Below are 13,909 nucleotides of genomic sequence, written 5' to 3'. Positions count from 1 at the left end.
CAGGCCGGGGCGTCGGCGCGGGCCAGGTTGGTGGCGAGCAGGGCGGCGGCCGACTGGCGGCCCTCGCGCAGGGACGCCAGCGCGTCGGTCAAGTCGATCGGCATGCCAAAACGGGTTATACTCTTCGGGTTTTTGCCGGACGACCCAGCCAAGGGGGCTGGAATCCGGCGGGAACGCGGTGTGCAGGCGGAGGATCCAAGTCCTTGTCGCACGTCGCAAATTCGCGGATCCGGCGAATCAAGGTGTTGCAACGTACAAGCAGACGTCGCAATTCGTGCCGGATTCTAGAACCAACCTTCGGAGTACTTATGTCCGTCACGATGCGTGAGATGCTGGAAGCCGGCGTCCATTTCGGTCACCAAACCCGCTTCTGGAACCCCAAGATGGCCCCGTATATCTACGGCCATCGCAACAAGATCCACATCATCAACCTCGAGAAGACGCTGCCCGCGTTCGAGGAAGCCCTGAAGTTCGTGCGCCAGCTCGCTGCCAAGCGCGGCACGATCCTGATGGTCGGCACCAAGCGCCAGGCCCGTGACATCGTCGCCGCCGAAGCCGAGCGCGCCGGCGTGCCCAGCGTGAACCAGCGTTGGCTGGGCGGCACGCTGACCAACTTCAAGACGGTCAAGACCTCGCTGAAGAAGCTCAAGGACATGCAGAGCCAGATCGACGCCGGCACCCAGCCCGCGATCAAGAAGGAAGCCCTGATGTTCCAGCGCGACATCAGCAAGCTGGAAAAGAACATCGGCGGCATCCAGGACATGGCCGCGCTGCCTGACGCCCTGTTCGTCATCGACGTCGGCTACCACAAGATCGCCGTCGCCGAAGCCAAGAAGCTGGGCATCCCGGTCATCGGCGTCGTCGACACCAACCACTCGCCCGAAGGCATCGACTACGTCATCCCTGGCAACGACGACTCGGCCAAGGCGGTCGCCCTGTACGCCAAGGCCGTCGCCGACGCCGTGCTGGAAGGCCGTGCCAACTCGACGAACGAAGTCGTCCAGGCCGTCGCCGCCGAAGGCGACGAGTTCGTGGAAGTGAACGAAGGCGCCTGATCCAGGCCCGAAGCCCTCAAGGGACATGACAAGGGGGCTGATTCAGCCCCCTTCGTCCAACCAGATTCAGAATTCCGCGGCGCCGGGTCGTTCCGGGCCGCGACACACGGAGATTGAAATGGCAGCAATTACCGCAAGCATGGTCGCCGAGCTGCGCGCCCGCACCGACTCCCCGATGATGGAGTGCAAGAAGGCCCTGACCGAGGCCGACGGCGATATGACCCGCGCGGAAGAGATCCTGCGCGTCAAGCTGGGCAACAAGGCCGGCAAGGCCGCCTCGCGCATCACCGCCGAAGGTGTCGTCGCCGCCGCGGTGAAGGGTGCCGCCGGTGCCGTCATCGAAGTCAACTGCGAAACCGACTTCGTTTCCAAGAACGACGCCTTCCTGGCCTTCGTGAACGCGCTGGCCGGCCTGGTCGCCGAGAACAACCCCGCCGACATCGCCGCCCTGTCCGCCCTGCCGCTGTCGCAGGAAGGCTTCGGCCCGACGGTCGAGGACGTGCGCAAGGGCCTGATCGGCAAGATCGGCGAGAACATGACGATCCGCCGCTTCAAGCGCTACGAAGGCGCCAAGCTGGCGTCCTACCTGCACGGCACCCGCATCGGCGTGATCGTCGAGTTCGAGGGTGACGAAGTCGCCGCCAAGGACGTCGCGATGCACGTCGCCGCGATGAAGCCGGCTGCGCTGTCGTCCGCCGAAGTCCCGGCCGAGCTGGTCGAGAAGGAGCGCAAGATCGCCGCCGAGAAGGCCGCCGAATCCGGCAAGCCGGCCGAGATCGTCGCCAAGATGGTCGAGGGCTCGGTGCAGAAGTTCCTGAAGGAAGTCTCGCTGCTGGACCAGGTCTTCGTGAAGGCCGCCGACGGCAAGCAGACCGTCGCCCAGATGCTCAAGGAGAAGGCCACGACGGTGAAGTCGTTCACCCTGTACGTGGTGGGCGAGGGCATCGAGAAGAAGGTCGACGACTTCGCCGCCGAAGTGGCTGCCCAGGTGGCGGCCGCGAGCAAGCAGCAATAAGCATCGCGACTCAAAAAGGGCGCCTCTGGCGCCCTTTACACTTGTGCGCTTGCGCATGCAGGCGCACGCACGACACTCTCTCTATCGGCTGTATTGACGAGGTAACAATGCCCGCCCACAAACGCATCCTGCTCAAGCTTTCCGGTGAAGCCCTGATGGGCGACGACTCCTACGGCATCAATCGCGCGACCATCGTGCGCATGGTCCAGGAAATCCAGGAAGTGACGAAGCTCGGCGTCGAAGTCGCGGTCGTCATCGGCGGCGGGAACATCTTCCGCGGCGTGGCGGGCGGCTCGGTGGGCATGGACCGCGCGACGGCCGACTACATGGGCATGCTGGCGACGGTGATGAACTCGCTGGCCCTGGCCGACACGATGCGCCAGGAAGGCATGACCGCCCGCGTCATGTCGGCGATCGCGATCGAGCAGGTCGTCGAGCCCTACGTGCGCCCCAAGGCGCTGCAGTATCTGGAAGAGGGCAAGGTCGTCGTGTTCGCCGCCGGCACCGGCAACCCCTTCTTCACGACCGACACGGCCGCCGCGCTGCGCGGCGCGGAAGTAGGCGCCGAGATCATGCTCAAGGCGACCAAGGTGGACGGCGTCTACACCGCCGACCCGAAGAAGGACCCGACCGCGACGCGCTACGCCCGCATCACCTTCGACGAGGCCATCAGCAAGAACCTGCAAGTCCTGGACGCGACCGCGTTCGCGCTGTGCCGTGACCAGAAGCTCCCCATCAAGGTGTTCTCGATCTTCAAGCCGGGCGCGCTCAAGCGCGTCGTGATGGGAGAGGACGAAGGCACCCTGGTGCACGTCTGAGGCGGCTCGCGCGTTGGAGTCCGGATCGCCGCTCCACCGGGAGCGGATCCTGCTCCGCCGATCCCGCTCGACCCTTTGATCCGAGGAAAAGAACATGAGCATCGCCGACATCAAGAAGAACGTCGAAGCCAAGATGGCCAAGTCCGTCGAGGCCTACAAGAACGAACTGCAGAAGATCCGCACCGGTCGCGCCCACCCCGGCCTGCTGGACCAGGTGCACGTGGACTACTACGGCTCGATGGTGCCGATCTCGCAGGTGGCCAACGTCACGCTGCTGGACGCCCGCACGGTCAGCGTGCAGCCCTGGGAGAAGGGCATGGGCCAGAAGATCGAGAAGGCCATCCGCGAATCCGACCTGGGCCTGAACCCGTCGTCGCAGGGCGACCTGATCCGCGTGCCGATGCCGCCGCTGTCGGAAGAGCGCCGCCGCGATCTGGTGAAGGTCGCCAAGGGCGCCGCCGAGGATGCCAAGGTCGCCGTGCGCAACCTGCGCCGCGACGCCAACGAGCAGGCCAAGAAGATGGCCAAGGACAAGCTCATCACCGAGGACGACGAGCGTCGCAGCCAGGACGAGGTCCAGAAGCTGACCGACCGCGTCGTCAACGAGATCGACAAGCTGCTCTCGGCCAAGGAAGCCGAGATCATGGCCGTCTGATCGTCGCGTCCTTGTGAGCGCCGACAGCAAGGCGGGTGTGCCCCGCCATGTGGCCATCGTCATGGATGGCAACGGTCGATGGGCGAAGAAGCGCTTCCTGCCGCGCTTCTTCGGCCACAAGCAGGGCGTGGACGCCCTGGTGCGCGTGGTGCAGGCCTGCATCGACCGCGACATCGAGTACCTCACCGTCTTTGCCTTCTCCAGCGAGAACTGGAAGCGGCCCAGCGACGAGGTGTCCGGCCTGATGGGCCTGGTGCTGGCGGCGGTGTCCCGCTACCTGGCGCGCATGGGCGCGATGGGCGTGCGCATCCGCATCGTCGGCGACCGCGAGGCGGTGTCCGACAAGCTGCGGGCCGCCTGGGCCGAGGCCGAGAACTCGACCGCCCACAACAGCAAGCTGACGCTGAACGTCGCGTTCAACTACGGTGGCCGCTGGGACATCGTCCAGGCCTGCCGCAAGGCGATGGAGGCCGGCGTGCAACCGGCCGAGTTGACCGAGGCGAAGCTCTCCGAGTTCATGGCGATGAGCTATGCACCGGACCCCGACCTGTTCATCCGCACCGGCGGCGAGCTGCGCATCAGCAACTTCATGCTCTGGCAGACCGCCTACACCGAGTTCGTGTTCTCCGATTGCCTGTGGCCGGAGTTTGGCGAAGCGCAACTGGACGAGGCGATCGCCGCGTTCCGGGCGCGCGACCGCCGCTTCGGTGGCGTCAACGTGCCGGGCGTTGCCCAGGAGGCTTGAAATGCTGCTTCAGCGCGTGATCACGGCCCTGGTCCTGCTCGCGATCCTGTTGCCGGCGCTGTTCGCGTCGAACCCGATGTGGTTCGCGCTGCTGACGCTGGTCATGATCGCGGCGGCCGGGTGGGAATGGTCGCGGCTGAACGGCAAGCCCGGCGCTCCGGCGCTCGTGTTCGGCGCCGCGCTGGCGGCGGCCTGCGCGGCGACGTTCTACGTCGTCGGCTTCCAGGTGCCGGCTTGGTGCTGGTGGCTGGCGGGCGGGCTGTGGGTGCTCGGCGGCGTGCGCGCGCTGGCCGTCGGCGTGGCCGGCTGGCCCAGACTGTCGCCGGCGCTGCGGCTGCTCCTCGGGGCGGTGCTGCTATGGGCGGCCTGGCTGGCGCTGGTCGTCGCGCGCCAGCGCGGCATCAATTTCCTGTTGTCGGCGATGTGCCTGGTCTGGATGGCCGACGTCGCCGCCTACTTCGCCGGCAAGACCTTCGGCCGTCGCAAGCTGGCGCCGGCGATCAGCCCGGGCAAAAGCTGGGAAGGCGCGATCGGCGGCCTGGTCGGCGTCATCGTCCTGGGCGTCGTCTGGGTGCATGTGATCGACCTGCGCCTGCCGGTGGATTCCCCCTCGATGTACACCGTGCTGGTGCAGCGGCTGGGCCTGGTGTCGCTGCTGGCGCTGGTCTTCCTGTCGGCGATGAGCGTCGTCGGCGACCTGTTCGAATCCTTGGTCAAGCGGGCCGCCGGCGCCAAGGACAGCAGCCAGCTGCTGCCCGGCCATGGCGGCGTGCTCGACCGTGTCGACGCGCTGCTGCCGGTCCTGCCGCTGGCGCTGGCGCTGACCTCCCTCTGATACCGCGGATTTCCCAGCGATGAGCTCCACCTTCCAACGTCCGCAGCAGGTCTGCGTGCTGGGATCCACCGGATCGATCGGCACCAGCACGCTGGACGTGATCGCGCGTCATCCCGACCGCTACCGCGTCTTCGCGCTGTCGGCGATGAGTCGCGTCGACGAACTGGCGGCCCAATGCCTGCAGCATCAGCCGCGTTTCGCTGTGCTGCCGGATGCCGCGCTGGCGGCGCAGCTGCGCGCGAGACTGCGCGAAGCCGGCTCGCGCACCGAGGTGCTGGACGGCATGGCCGCGCTCAGCGAGATCGCCGCCCACCCCGAGGTGGACGCGGTGATGGCGGCGATCGTCGGCGCGGCCGGACTGCCGCCAGCGATGGCCGCGGCGCGCGCGGGCAAGCGGCTGCTGCTGGCCAACAAGGAAGCCATCGTGCTCGGCGGCGCGCTGTTCATGCAGGCGGTCGAGCAGGGCGGCGCCACGCTGCTGCCGGTGGACTCGGAGCACTCGGCGATCTTCCAGTGCCTGCCCGAGGACCGGTCGACCTGGTCCCAGCGCATCGACCACATCGTGCTCACCGCGTCCGGCGGTCCGTTCCGCCAGCGTGATCCGGCCTCGCTCGCCGATGTCACGCCGGAGCAGGCCTGTGCGCATCCGAACTGGGTGATGGGCCGCAAGATCTCGGTGGACTCGGCCACGATGATGAACAAGGCGCTCGAGGTCATCGAGGCGCGCTGGCTCTTCAACCTCAAGCCCGAGCAGATCAAGGTCCTGATCCACCCGCAGAGCATCGTGCACTCGATGGTGGTCTGCCGCGACCACTCGGTGCTGGCGCAGCTCGGCACGCCCGACATGCGGGTGCCCATCGCCTATGCGCTGGCCTTCCCCGAGCGCGTCGAGTCGGGCGCCGGGCTGCTGGACCTGCTCAAGACCCCCAGCCTGGCCTTCGAGGAGGCGGACGCGGTCCGCTTCCCCGGCCTGCACCTGTCGTGGCAGGCGCTGCGGGCGGCCGAGGGCAGCACTGCGGTCCTGAACGCGGCCAACGAGGAGGCGGTGGCCGCCTTCCTGGACCGTCAGCTGCGCTTCGATCACATCTGCCGCGTCAACCGCGACGCGCTTGAGGCGGTGATGCCGCAGGCCGGCGAGGTCGACAGCGTCGAAGGCCTGTTGGCGCTCGATGCCCGGGCCCGCCGGCACGCCCGGCAGCGGATCGCGGCGTTCGCCGCTGCGGTCTGACCCTTCCGTCACCGGTCGCCACACCGATCCCGCCTTCGATCCAGGACGCCCGCGATGCTCTCCCAAGTCCTCTATTTCCTCGTCACGCTGGGCATCCTGATCGTGATCCACGAGTGGGGCCACTATCGCGTCGCCCGCGCTTGCGGCGTCAAGGTGCTGCGCTTCTCGGTCGGTTTCGGCCGCGTGCTGCTGCGTCGGCGCAAGTCGCCGGACAGCACCGAGTTCACGCTCAGCGCCATCCCGCTCGGCGGCTATGTCCGCATGCTCGATGAAAGCGACGGCCCGGTGGCGCCGGGCGAGCAGTCGCAGGCCTTCAATCGCAAATCCCTGTGGCAGCGCGCGGCCATCGTCGCCGCGGGCCCGGCCGCCAACCTGATCCTGGCGGTGCTGCTGTTCGCGGCGGTCGGCTGGATCGGGCGAGAGGAGCCCAAGGCGCTGCTTGGTTCGCCGGTGGCCGGAGGTCTTGCCGAGCGCGCCGGCCTGCGCGCCGGTGACTTGGTGCAGGCCTGGTCCTCCGATGGCGAGGACTGGGAGGACGTTCGTTCAATGCCGGACTTCGGCTGGCAGCTGGCGCAGGCGGTGGCCGACAAGCGGCCGCTGCTGCTGAGCGTCAGCGACGCGGCCGGTCATGGCCGCCGCACGGTCCGGCTGGAGACCGACACGCTGGAGAGCCGCGACTTCGACGAGAAGACCATGGGCCGCATCGGCCTGGGCGGCGTGTTCGTCGAGCCGGTGCTGGGGCGCATGGTCCCGGGCGAGCCCGCCGAGGCCGCCGGCCTGCTGCCCGGGGATCGCGTGCTGCGTGTCAATGACGAGCCGGTGCCGGATGTCGCCTGGTTCATCCAGCGCGTGCGCCGCGCGGTGGTCGACAACCAGGCGGAGCCGCTCAGACTGCAGGTCCTTCGCGACGGCCAGCAGCTCGAGCGGGTGGTCACGCCGCGCGTCGAGATCGCCGGCGACCAGCGCGTCGCGCGCATCGGCGCCGGCTTCGATGCCCGGCCGGCGTTGGTCACCGTGCACTACGGCCCCGTCGAATCGGTGAGGCAAGGCCTGACCCGGACCTGGGAGCTCAGCGCGCTGACGGTGAAGACGCTGGGCCGCATGTTGGTGGGTGAAGCTTCGGTAAAGAACCTCAGCGGCCCCCTCACGATCGCCAAGGCCGCGGACCAGTCGGCGAGCCTCGGGCTGACGGCGTTCCTGAGTTTCCTCGCGGCGGTCAGCGTGAGCCTCGGGGTGCTGAACCTGCTGCCGCTGCCGATGCTCGATGGCGGACACCTGATGTATTATCTTTTCGAGGGTTTGAGCGGCCGCCCTGTCTCTGAGTGGTGGCACAAGCAGCTGCAACGTGCAGGCATCGCCGTCGTGCTGCTGATGATGAGCCTGGCCCTTTTCAACGATCTGACCCGCACGCTGGGTCTGCACTGAAGCTTCCGCATGTCCCGATTCCTGCCCGACGCCCTGCGCCCCCACGTGATCCAACTGGCGGTGCTGGCCACCGCGCTGCACGCCGGTTCCGCCTGGGCCGCCGAACCGTTCGTACTCAAGGACATCCGCGTCGAAGGCCTGCAGCGTACCGACCCGGGCACGGTCTTCGCGGCGCTGCCCTTCCGCATCGGTGACACCTACAACGACGAGAAGGGCGCCGCCGCGCTGCGCGCGCTGTTCGCGACGGGCCTGTTCAAGGACGTGCGGATCAACCTCGACACCGATGCGGTCGTCATCGTGATCGAGGAACGCCCGATCATCGCCAACGTCAGCTTCGTTGGCCTCAAGGAGTTCGACACCGAGGCCCTGACCAAGTCGCTGAAGGACGTGGGCATCGGCGAAGGCAAGCCCTTCGACAAGGCGCTGGCCGACCGCGCCGAGCAGGAACTCAAGCGGCAATACCTGACCCGCTCGCTGTACGGCGCCGAGGTCACGACGACGATCACCCCGATCGAGCGCAACCGCGTCAACGTCAGCTTCTCGGTGACCGAGGGCGAGCCGGCCAAGATCGCCGAGATCCGCATCCTCGGCAACAAGGTCTTCAGCGAGAGCACGCTGACCGGCCTGCTCGAGCAGACCACCTCCGGCTGGCTGACCTGGTACACCAAGACCGACCGCTATTCCCGCGCCAAGCTGAACGCCGACCTGGAGACGATCCGCTCGTACTACCTGAACCGCGGCTACCTGGAGTTCAACGTCGAGTCGACGCAGGTCACGATCTCGCCGGACAAGCAGAGCATCAGCGTCGCGATCACGATCAGCGAAGGCCAACCCTACACCGTCAACGGCATCAAGCTCGAAGGCGACTTCCTCGGACGCGAGGAGGAGTTCAAGCGCCTGGTCGCGCTCAAGCCGGGCCAGCCCTACAACGGTGAGGCGGTGGCGCAGACGACGCGCAACTTCCAGGACCTTTACGGCACCTTCGGTTATGCCTTCGCCCGCGTCGAGAGCCGGCCCGAGATCGACCGCGCCACCGGCCAGGTCACCGTCACGCTGGTGGGCGAGCCGCAGCGCCGCGTCTACGTGCGCCGCGTGCTGATCTCCGGGAACACGCGCACCCGCGACGAGGTCATCCGTCGCGAGTTCCGCCAGTTCGAATCGTCCTGGTACGACGGCGCGCGCATCAAGGCCTCGCGCGACCGCGTCGAGCGCCTGGGCTACTTCAAGGACGTCACCATCGACACGACCGAGGTGCCGGGCTCGCCCGACCAGGTTGACGTCACACTGACCGTCACCGAGCGTCCGACCGGCAACATCCAGATCGGCGCCGGCTACTCGAGCGCGAGCAAGCTGTCGCTGTCCGGCTCGATCTCGCAGGAGAACGTGTTCGGCTCCGGCAACTACCTGGGCATCCAGGTCAACACCGCCAGCACCGGTCGCTCGCTGGGCGTGACGACGGTGGACCCGTACTTCACGGTCGACGGCGTGTCGCGCGCGATCGACGTGTTCTACCGCACCGTCAAGCCGATCAACAACCTGGGCGAGGAATACGAGTTCGCCTCGTACGGCGGCTCGGTCAAGTTCGGCGTGCCGTTCTCCGAAGACGACACGGTGTTCTTCGGCATCGGCTACGAGACGACGCGCATCACGACGCGCACCGGCCTGCCCAACAGCTACTGGCTGTTCCGCGAGCAGTTCGGCGCCTCGGCGATGTCCATCCCGCTGACGATCGGCTGGAAGAAGGACAACCGCGACTCGGTGATCACGCCGACCGCCGGTGCGATGAAGCGCGTCAACCTGGAAATGAGCCCGGTCGGCGACTCGCGCTACACGATCGCCAACCTGCAGTACCAGGAGTTCTTCCCGCTGGGCCGCAAGTTCTCGCTGATGATCAACGGCGAATTCGCCTACGGCAAGGGCCTGGGCGGCCGGCCGTATCCGATCTTCAAGAACTTCTACGGCGGTGGCCTGGGCTCGGTGCGGGTGTTCGAGCCCGGCACGCTGGGTCCGGTCGACGTCACCGGTTCCTACACCGGCGGCAACCGCAAGTTCAACCTGAACACCGAGTTCTACGTCCCGGTGCCGGGCTCCGGCAACGACAAGAGCTTCCGCCTGTTCGGCTTCCTCGACGCCGGCAATGTCTGGGGGCAGGACGAGAAGCTGAACTTCCAGGACGTCCGGGCCTCGGCCGGCGTGGGCATCAGCTGGCTGTCGCCGATGGGCCCGCTGCGCCTGAGCTATGGCTCGCCGATCCGCAAGAAGTCCACGGATAGAATCGAGCGATTCCAATTCCAGATCGGGACTGCATTCTGATGAAGAGCAAGCTGTCGCAGATCGTCGCCACCGTCCTGTTGGCGGGTGCGACGACCCTGGGCGCGCAAGCCCAGGAAGTCAAGATCGGCTACGTCAACAGCGAGCGGATCCTGCGCGAGACCAACTTGGCCAAGGCCGCCGAGACCAAGCTGCAGGCCGAGTTCAGCCGCCGCGAAAAGGCCCTGCTGGACCTGGAGACCAAGCTGCGCGGCGCCGCCGAGAAGCTCGACAAGGACAGCCCCGCGCTGAGCGAAGCCGAACGGGGCCGCCGCCAGCGCGAGCTGATCGAGCAGGACCGCGACCTGCAGCGCAAGCGCCGCGAGTTCAACGAGGACGTTGCCCAGCGCAAGAACGAGGAACTCTCCGCGGTGATCGAGAAAGCCAACAAGGTCATCAAGAAGATCTTCGAGGATGACAAGTACGACCTGATCGTTCAGGATGCGATCCATGCCAGCCCCCGCGTGGACATCACGAAGAAGGTGATCGACCAGCTCAACGCACAGAAGTGACCATGAAACAGCTTGTGGTCTCGGATCTGATCGCCGCCTTGGGCGGCGATCTTGTTGGTGCCTCCGATGTGGCGATCGGCGCGATCGCGCCCCTGGAGGAGGCCGGCGCGGACGCGATCGCCTTCCTCTCGAATCCGAAGTACGAATCGCAGCTCGCCACGACCGGCGCGGCCTGCGTGATCGTGTCGCCCAAGCTGGCCGAGGCCGCCGCGGCGCGTCGGGGGGATGGCTCGACCGCCTGCTGCATCGTCGCGCCGGATCCCTACCTCTATTTCGCCCGCCTGACCCAGTGGTGGGCCGCGAACATGCGCAAGCCGCGCGCGGCGCCGGCCATCCATCCGACGGCCACCGTCGCGGCGGATGCGACCCTGGGCCGCGACGTCGAGGTCGGCCCGCATGCGGTGATCGAATCCGGCGCGGTGCTGGGCGACGGCGCCCGCATCGGCGCGCACACCATCGTCGAACAGGACGCCCGCGTTGGCGCGCACACGCGCCTGGCACCCCATGTGGTGTTCGGCCATGACTGCGTGATCGGTGCCCACTCGCTGGTGCACAGCGGCGTGGTGATCGGCGCCGACGGTTTCGGCTTCGCGCCCACCAAGGGCGCCGCCGGCGTCGAGTGGGTGAAGATCGAGCAGCTCGGCGCGGTGCGCATCGGCGACGGCGTGGAGATCGGCGCCAATACCTGCATCGACCGCGGCGCCCTGGGCGACACGGTGATCGCCGACGGCGTGATCATCGACAACCTCGTCCAGATCGCCCACAACGTGAAGATCGGCCGCGGCACGGCCATCGCCGGCGCCGTGGCGATCGCGGGCAGCGCCGAGATCGGCGCGAACTGCATCGTGGCCGGCGCGGCGCGCATCAACGGCCACATCAAGATCACCGACGGCGTGCAGATCGGCCCGACGGCCAACATCAGCAACAGCATCGACAAGGCCGGCGCCTACGCCGGCATGTGGCCCTTCGAGGACGCCGCGTCCTGGCAGAAGAACGCCGCCGCGCTGCGCGGGCTCTATGAGCTGCGCCAGCGCGTGCGAGCCCTGGAAAAGAAGACGACATGAACGAGACCCGCATCGACATCCACGGCATCCTCGAGAAGCTGCCCCATCGCTACCCGATCCTGCTGGTGGACCGCGTCCTGGAGGTGGAGAAGGGCGTGCGCATCCGCGCGATCAAGAACGTCAGCATCAACGAGCCCTTCTTCCTGGGCCACTTCCCGCACCGGCCGGTGATGCCGGGCGTGCTGATCCTGGAAGCGCTGGCGCAGGCCGCGACGCTGCTGGCGGTGGAGAGCTACAACTTCACGCTGGACGAGAACCATGTCGTCTACTTCGCCGGCATCGACAACGCCCGCTTCAAGCGCCCGGTGGAGCCGGGGGACCAGCTGATCCTGGAAGTGACGCTGGACCGCGCCAAGGCCGGCATCTACAAGTTCGGCGCCAAGGCGCTGGTGGGCACCGACATCGTGGCCGAGGCCGGCCTGATGTGCACGATGCGCAAGCTGGACTGCTGATCCGGCGTCCACCCCGTTCCCGCAGCCTCCTCACGCCCATGGCCCAGATCCATCCCACCGCCATCGTCGATCCGAAGGCGCAGCTCGACGACACCGTCCAGGTCGGTCCCTACGCGGTGATCGGCCCCGAGGTGCGCATCGGCGCGGGCACGCGCATCGGTCCGCACACCCTCGTCGAGGGCAGGACCACGATCGGCCGCGACAACGTCATCTTCCAGTTCGCGTCGATCGGCGCGATGCCGCAGGACATGAGCCATGGCGGCGAGGTGACGGAGCTGGTGATCGGCGATCGCAACACGATCCGCGAGTTCTGCACCTTCAACACCGGCACCTTCAAGGAGCAGGGCGTCACCCGCGTCGGCTCGGACAACTGGATCATGGCCTACGTACACCTGGCGCATGACGTGATCGTCGGCGACCACTGCGTGCTGGCCAACAACGCCACGCTGGCCGGCCACGTCCATGTCGGCGACTGGGCGACCATCGGCGGCCTGACCGGCGTCCACCAGTTCGTGCATGTCGGCGCGCACGCGATGATCGGCTTCCAGGGGCATGTCGCGCAGGACGTCGCCCCGTACATGACCGTCGACGGCAATCCGCTGACGGTGCGGGCGGTCAACCTCACCGGGCTGCGCCGCCGCGGCTTCAGCAATGACCGGCTGGGCGTGATCCGCCAGGTCCACAAGCTGCTGTTCCGCGACGGCACGACGCTGGAGCAGTCGGTGGCCAACCTGGAGGCGCTCAAGCAAGGCCAGGACGCGGAGTCCATCCGCGACATCCAGGTGATGCTGGACTTCCTGGCCGGCGCCAAGCGCGGCCTCGTCCGCTGATCGGCCCGGACGCATGACATGACCTCCACGGATCCTCGACTGGGCCTGGTGGCCGGCGAGGCCTCCGGGGACCTGCTCGCGAGCCTGCTGCTGCAGGGCTTGAAGGCGCGCTGGCCGGGCCTGACCGCCGCAGGCATCGGCGGGCCGAAGATGCAGGCGCAGGGCTTCGACGCCTGGTGGCCCAGCCACAAGCTGTCGATCTTCGGCTACTGGGACGCGATCAAGAACGTCCGCGAGCTGCTGGCGATCCGCCGCCAGCTCGGTGACCGGCTGCTGGCGGAGCGCCCGTCGGTGTTCGTCGGCGTTGACGCGCCGGACTTCAACTTCGGCCTGGAGCAGCGGCTGCGCGAAGCCGGCATCAAGACCGTGCACTTCGTCTGCCCGTCGATCTGGGCCTGGCGCGCGGAGCGCGTCACCACGATCAAGCGCAGCGCGGACCATGTGCTGTGCCTGTTCCCGTTCGAACCGGAGATCCTGGCCAAGGCCGGCATCCCGGCGACCTACGTCGGTCACCCGCTCGCGGACCAGATCCCGCTCGAGCCGCCCCGCGAGGACGCGCGCGCCGCCGCCGACCGGGTGCGCACCGCGATGTCGCTGACGCCGGTGCTGGTCGAGCGCCGCTGAGCGCCGCGGAACACCGGCGAGCGCCCGTCGGTCACCCTGACCGGGCGCGGCCCGCACGCCGATTGCCCCGTTCCACGCGGGGCGCCGTGGGGCGCTTCGTCCCTGGGAGAGGAAGCCGGGGCCGGTGACGACGGCGCGATGGTGCGCCGCGCATCGCCCTGCGAAGATGACCCGCATGCCGCCGCTCGACGCCGCCACGCTGCTGATGGTGATCGCCGTCATCGATACCGTCGCGTGCATCGTCTGGCTCGCGCTGGGCGAGGTGCTGCGCATCGCGCCGCGCGCGGCGCGTCGGCTCTCCGCCTATCACGGCGTGTGCGCGCTGGCCTGGTGGCCGGCGT

14 protein-coding genes are annotated in these 13,909 nt (G+C 67.8%); all 14 read left to right on the top strand.

Translation table 11 applies throughout. The features are described 5' to 3' along the window. The first annotated feature begins 308 nt into the window (after positions 1 to 308). The 14 genes from rpsB to FUT87_RS18165 all read left to right on the top strand — a co-directional run bounded on the left by rpsB (position 309) and on the right by FUT87_RS18165 (position 13,568). Positions 309 to 1,055 (top strand): 30S ribosomal protein S2, encoded by a 747-nt coding sequence (gene rpsB, locus FUT87_RS18230; protein WP_091722962.1) that lies wholly within the window; start codon positions 309 to 311, stop codon positions 1,053 to 1,055. A gap of 118 nt (positions 1,056 to 1,173) precedes the next feature. Next, entirely contained in the window at positions 1,174 to 2,070 is an 897-nt protein-coding gene (tsf, locus tag FUT87_RS18225) for a translation elongation factor Ts (protein ID WP_091722965.1), read from the top strand. A 107-nt stretch (positions 2,071 to 2,177) separates the two neighbouring features. Continuing rightward, complete coding sequence (gene pyrH / locus FUT87_RS18220; protein ID WP_091722969.1) at positions 2,178 to 2,888, top strand: UMP kinase; 711 nt, start codon at positions 2,178 to 2,180, stop codon at positions 2,886 to 2,888. A gap of 94 nt (positions 2,889 to 2,982) precedes the next feature. After that, positions 2,983 to 3,543, top strand: a complete 561-nt coding sequence (gene frr, locus FUT87_RS18215) for a ribosome recycling factor (protein ID WP_091722973.1) — start codon at positions 2,983 to 2,985, stop codon at positions 3,541 to 3,543. Between the two features lie 13 nt (positions 3,544 to 3,556). Further along, positions 3,557 to 4,288, top strand: coding sequence for a polyprenyl diphosphate synthase (gene uppS / locus FUT87_RS18210; RefSeq protein WP_255511904.1), 732 nt, complete (start codon positions 3,557 to 3,559; stop codon positions 4,286 to 4,288). 1 nt (position 4,289) lies between these two features. Next, entirely contained in the window at positions 4,290 to 5,123 is an 834-nt protein-coding gene (locus FUT87_RS18205) for a phosphatidate cytidylyltransferase (protein ID WP_147241941.1), read from the top strand. A gap of 19 nt (positions 5,124 to 5,142) precedes the next feature. After that, on the top strand, positions 5,143 to 6,351 hold the full coding sequence (ispC, locus tag FUT87_RS18200; protein ID WP_147241940.1) for a 1-deoxy-D-xylulose-5-phosphate reductoisomerase: 1,209 nt from the start codon (positions 5,143 to 5,145) through the stop codon (positions 6,349 to 6,351). Between the two features lie 54 nt (positions 6,352 to 6,405). After that, the gene (gene rseP / locus FUT87_RS18195) at positions 6,406 to 7,776 is read left to right on the top strand and encodes an RIP metalloprotease RseP (protein ID WP_147241939.1); all 1,371 of its coding nucleotides are present in this window, start codon (positions 6,406 to 6,408) and stop codon (positions 7,774 to 7,776) included. 9 nt (positions 7,777 to 7,785) lie between these two features. Continuing rightward, positions 7,786 to 10,089, top strand: a complete 2,304-nt coding sequence (bamA, locus tag FUT87_RS18190; RefSeq protein ID WP_147241938.1) for an outer membrane protein assembly factor BamA — start codon at positions 7,786 to 7,788, stop codon at positions 10,087 to 10,089. Next, positions 10,089 to 10,598 carry an OmpH family outer membrane protein gene (locus FUT87_RS18185; protein ID WP_091722990.1) on the top strand — a complete coding sequence of 170 codons (510 nt, stop codon included), beginning with the start codon at positions 10,089 to 10,091 and terminating at the stop codon, positions 10,596 to 10,598. The genes bamA and FUT87_RS18185 overlap by 1 nt, the downstream gene beginning before the upstream one ends. Before the next feature lie 2 nt (positions 10,599 to 10,600). Continuing rightward, a complete protein-coding gene (gene lpxD, locus FUT87_RS18180; RefSeq protein ID WP_147241937.1) occupies positions 10,601 to 11,662 on the top strand; it encodes a UDP-3-O-(3-hydroxymyristoyl)glucosamine N-acyltransferase in 1,062 nt (353 codons plus the stop codon). Further along, positions 11,659 to 12,114, top strand: coding sequence for a 3-hydroxyacyl-ACP dehydratase FabZ (gene fabZ, locus FUT87_RS18175; RefSeq protein ID WP_091722999.1), 456 nt, complete (start codon positions 11,659 to 11,661; stop codon positions 12,112 to 12,114). Before lpxD ends, fabZ begins: the two co-directional genes overlap by 4 nt. 38 nt (positions 12,115 to 12,152) lie before the next feature. After that, positions 12,153 to 12,944 carry an acyl-ACP--UDP-N-acetylglucosamine O-acyltransferase gene (gene lpxA / locus FUT87_RS18170; protein WP_147241936.1) on the top strand — a complete coding sequence of 264 codons (792 nt, stop codon included), beginning with the start codon at positions 12,153 to 12,155 and terminating at the stop codon, positions 12,942 to 12,944. A gap of 18 nt (positions 12,945 to 12,962) precedes the next feature. Further along, on the top strand, positions 12,963 to 13,568 hold the full coding sequence (locus FUT87_RS18165) for a lipid-A-disaccharide synthase (RefSeq protein ID WP_147241935.1): 606 nt from the start codon (positions 12,963 to 12,965) through the stop codon (positions 13,566 to 13,568). Positions 13,569 to 13,909: the final 341 nt, after the last annotated feature.

The organism is Mitsuaria sp. TWR114, assembly GCF_007997345.1.
The sequence above is the reverse complement of the archived record's forward strand: the minus strand, read 5'-3'. Positions and strand labels throughout refer to the sequence as shown.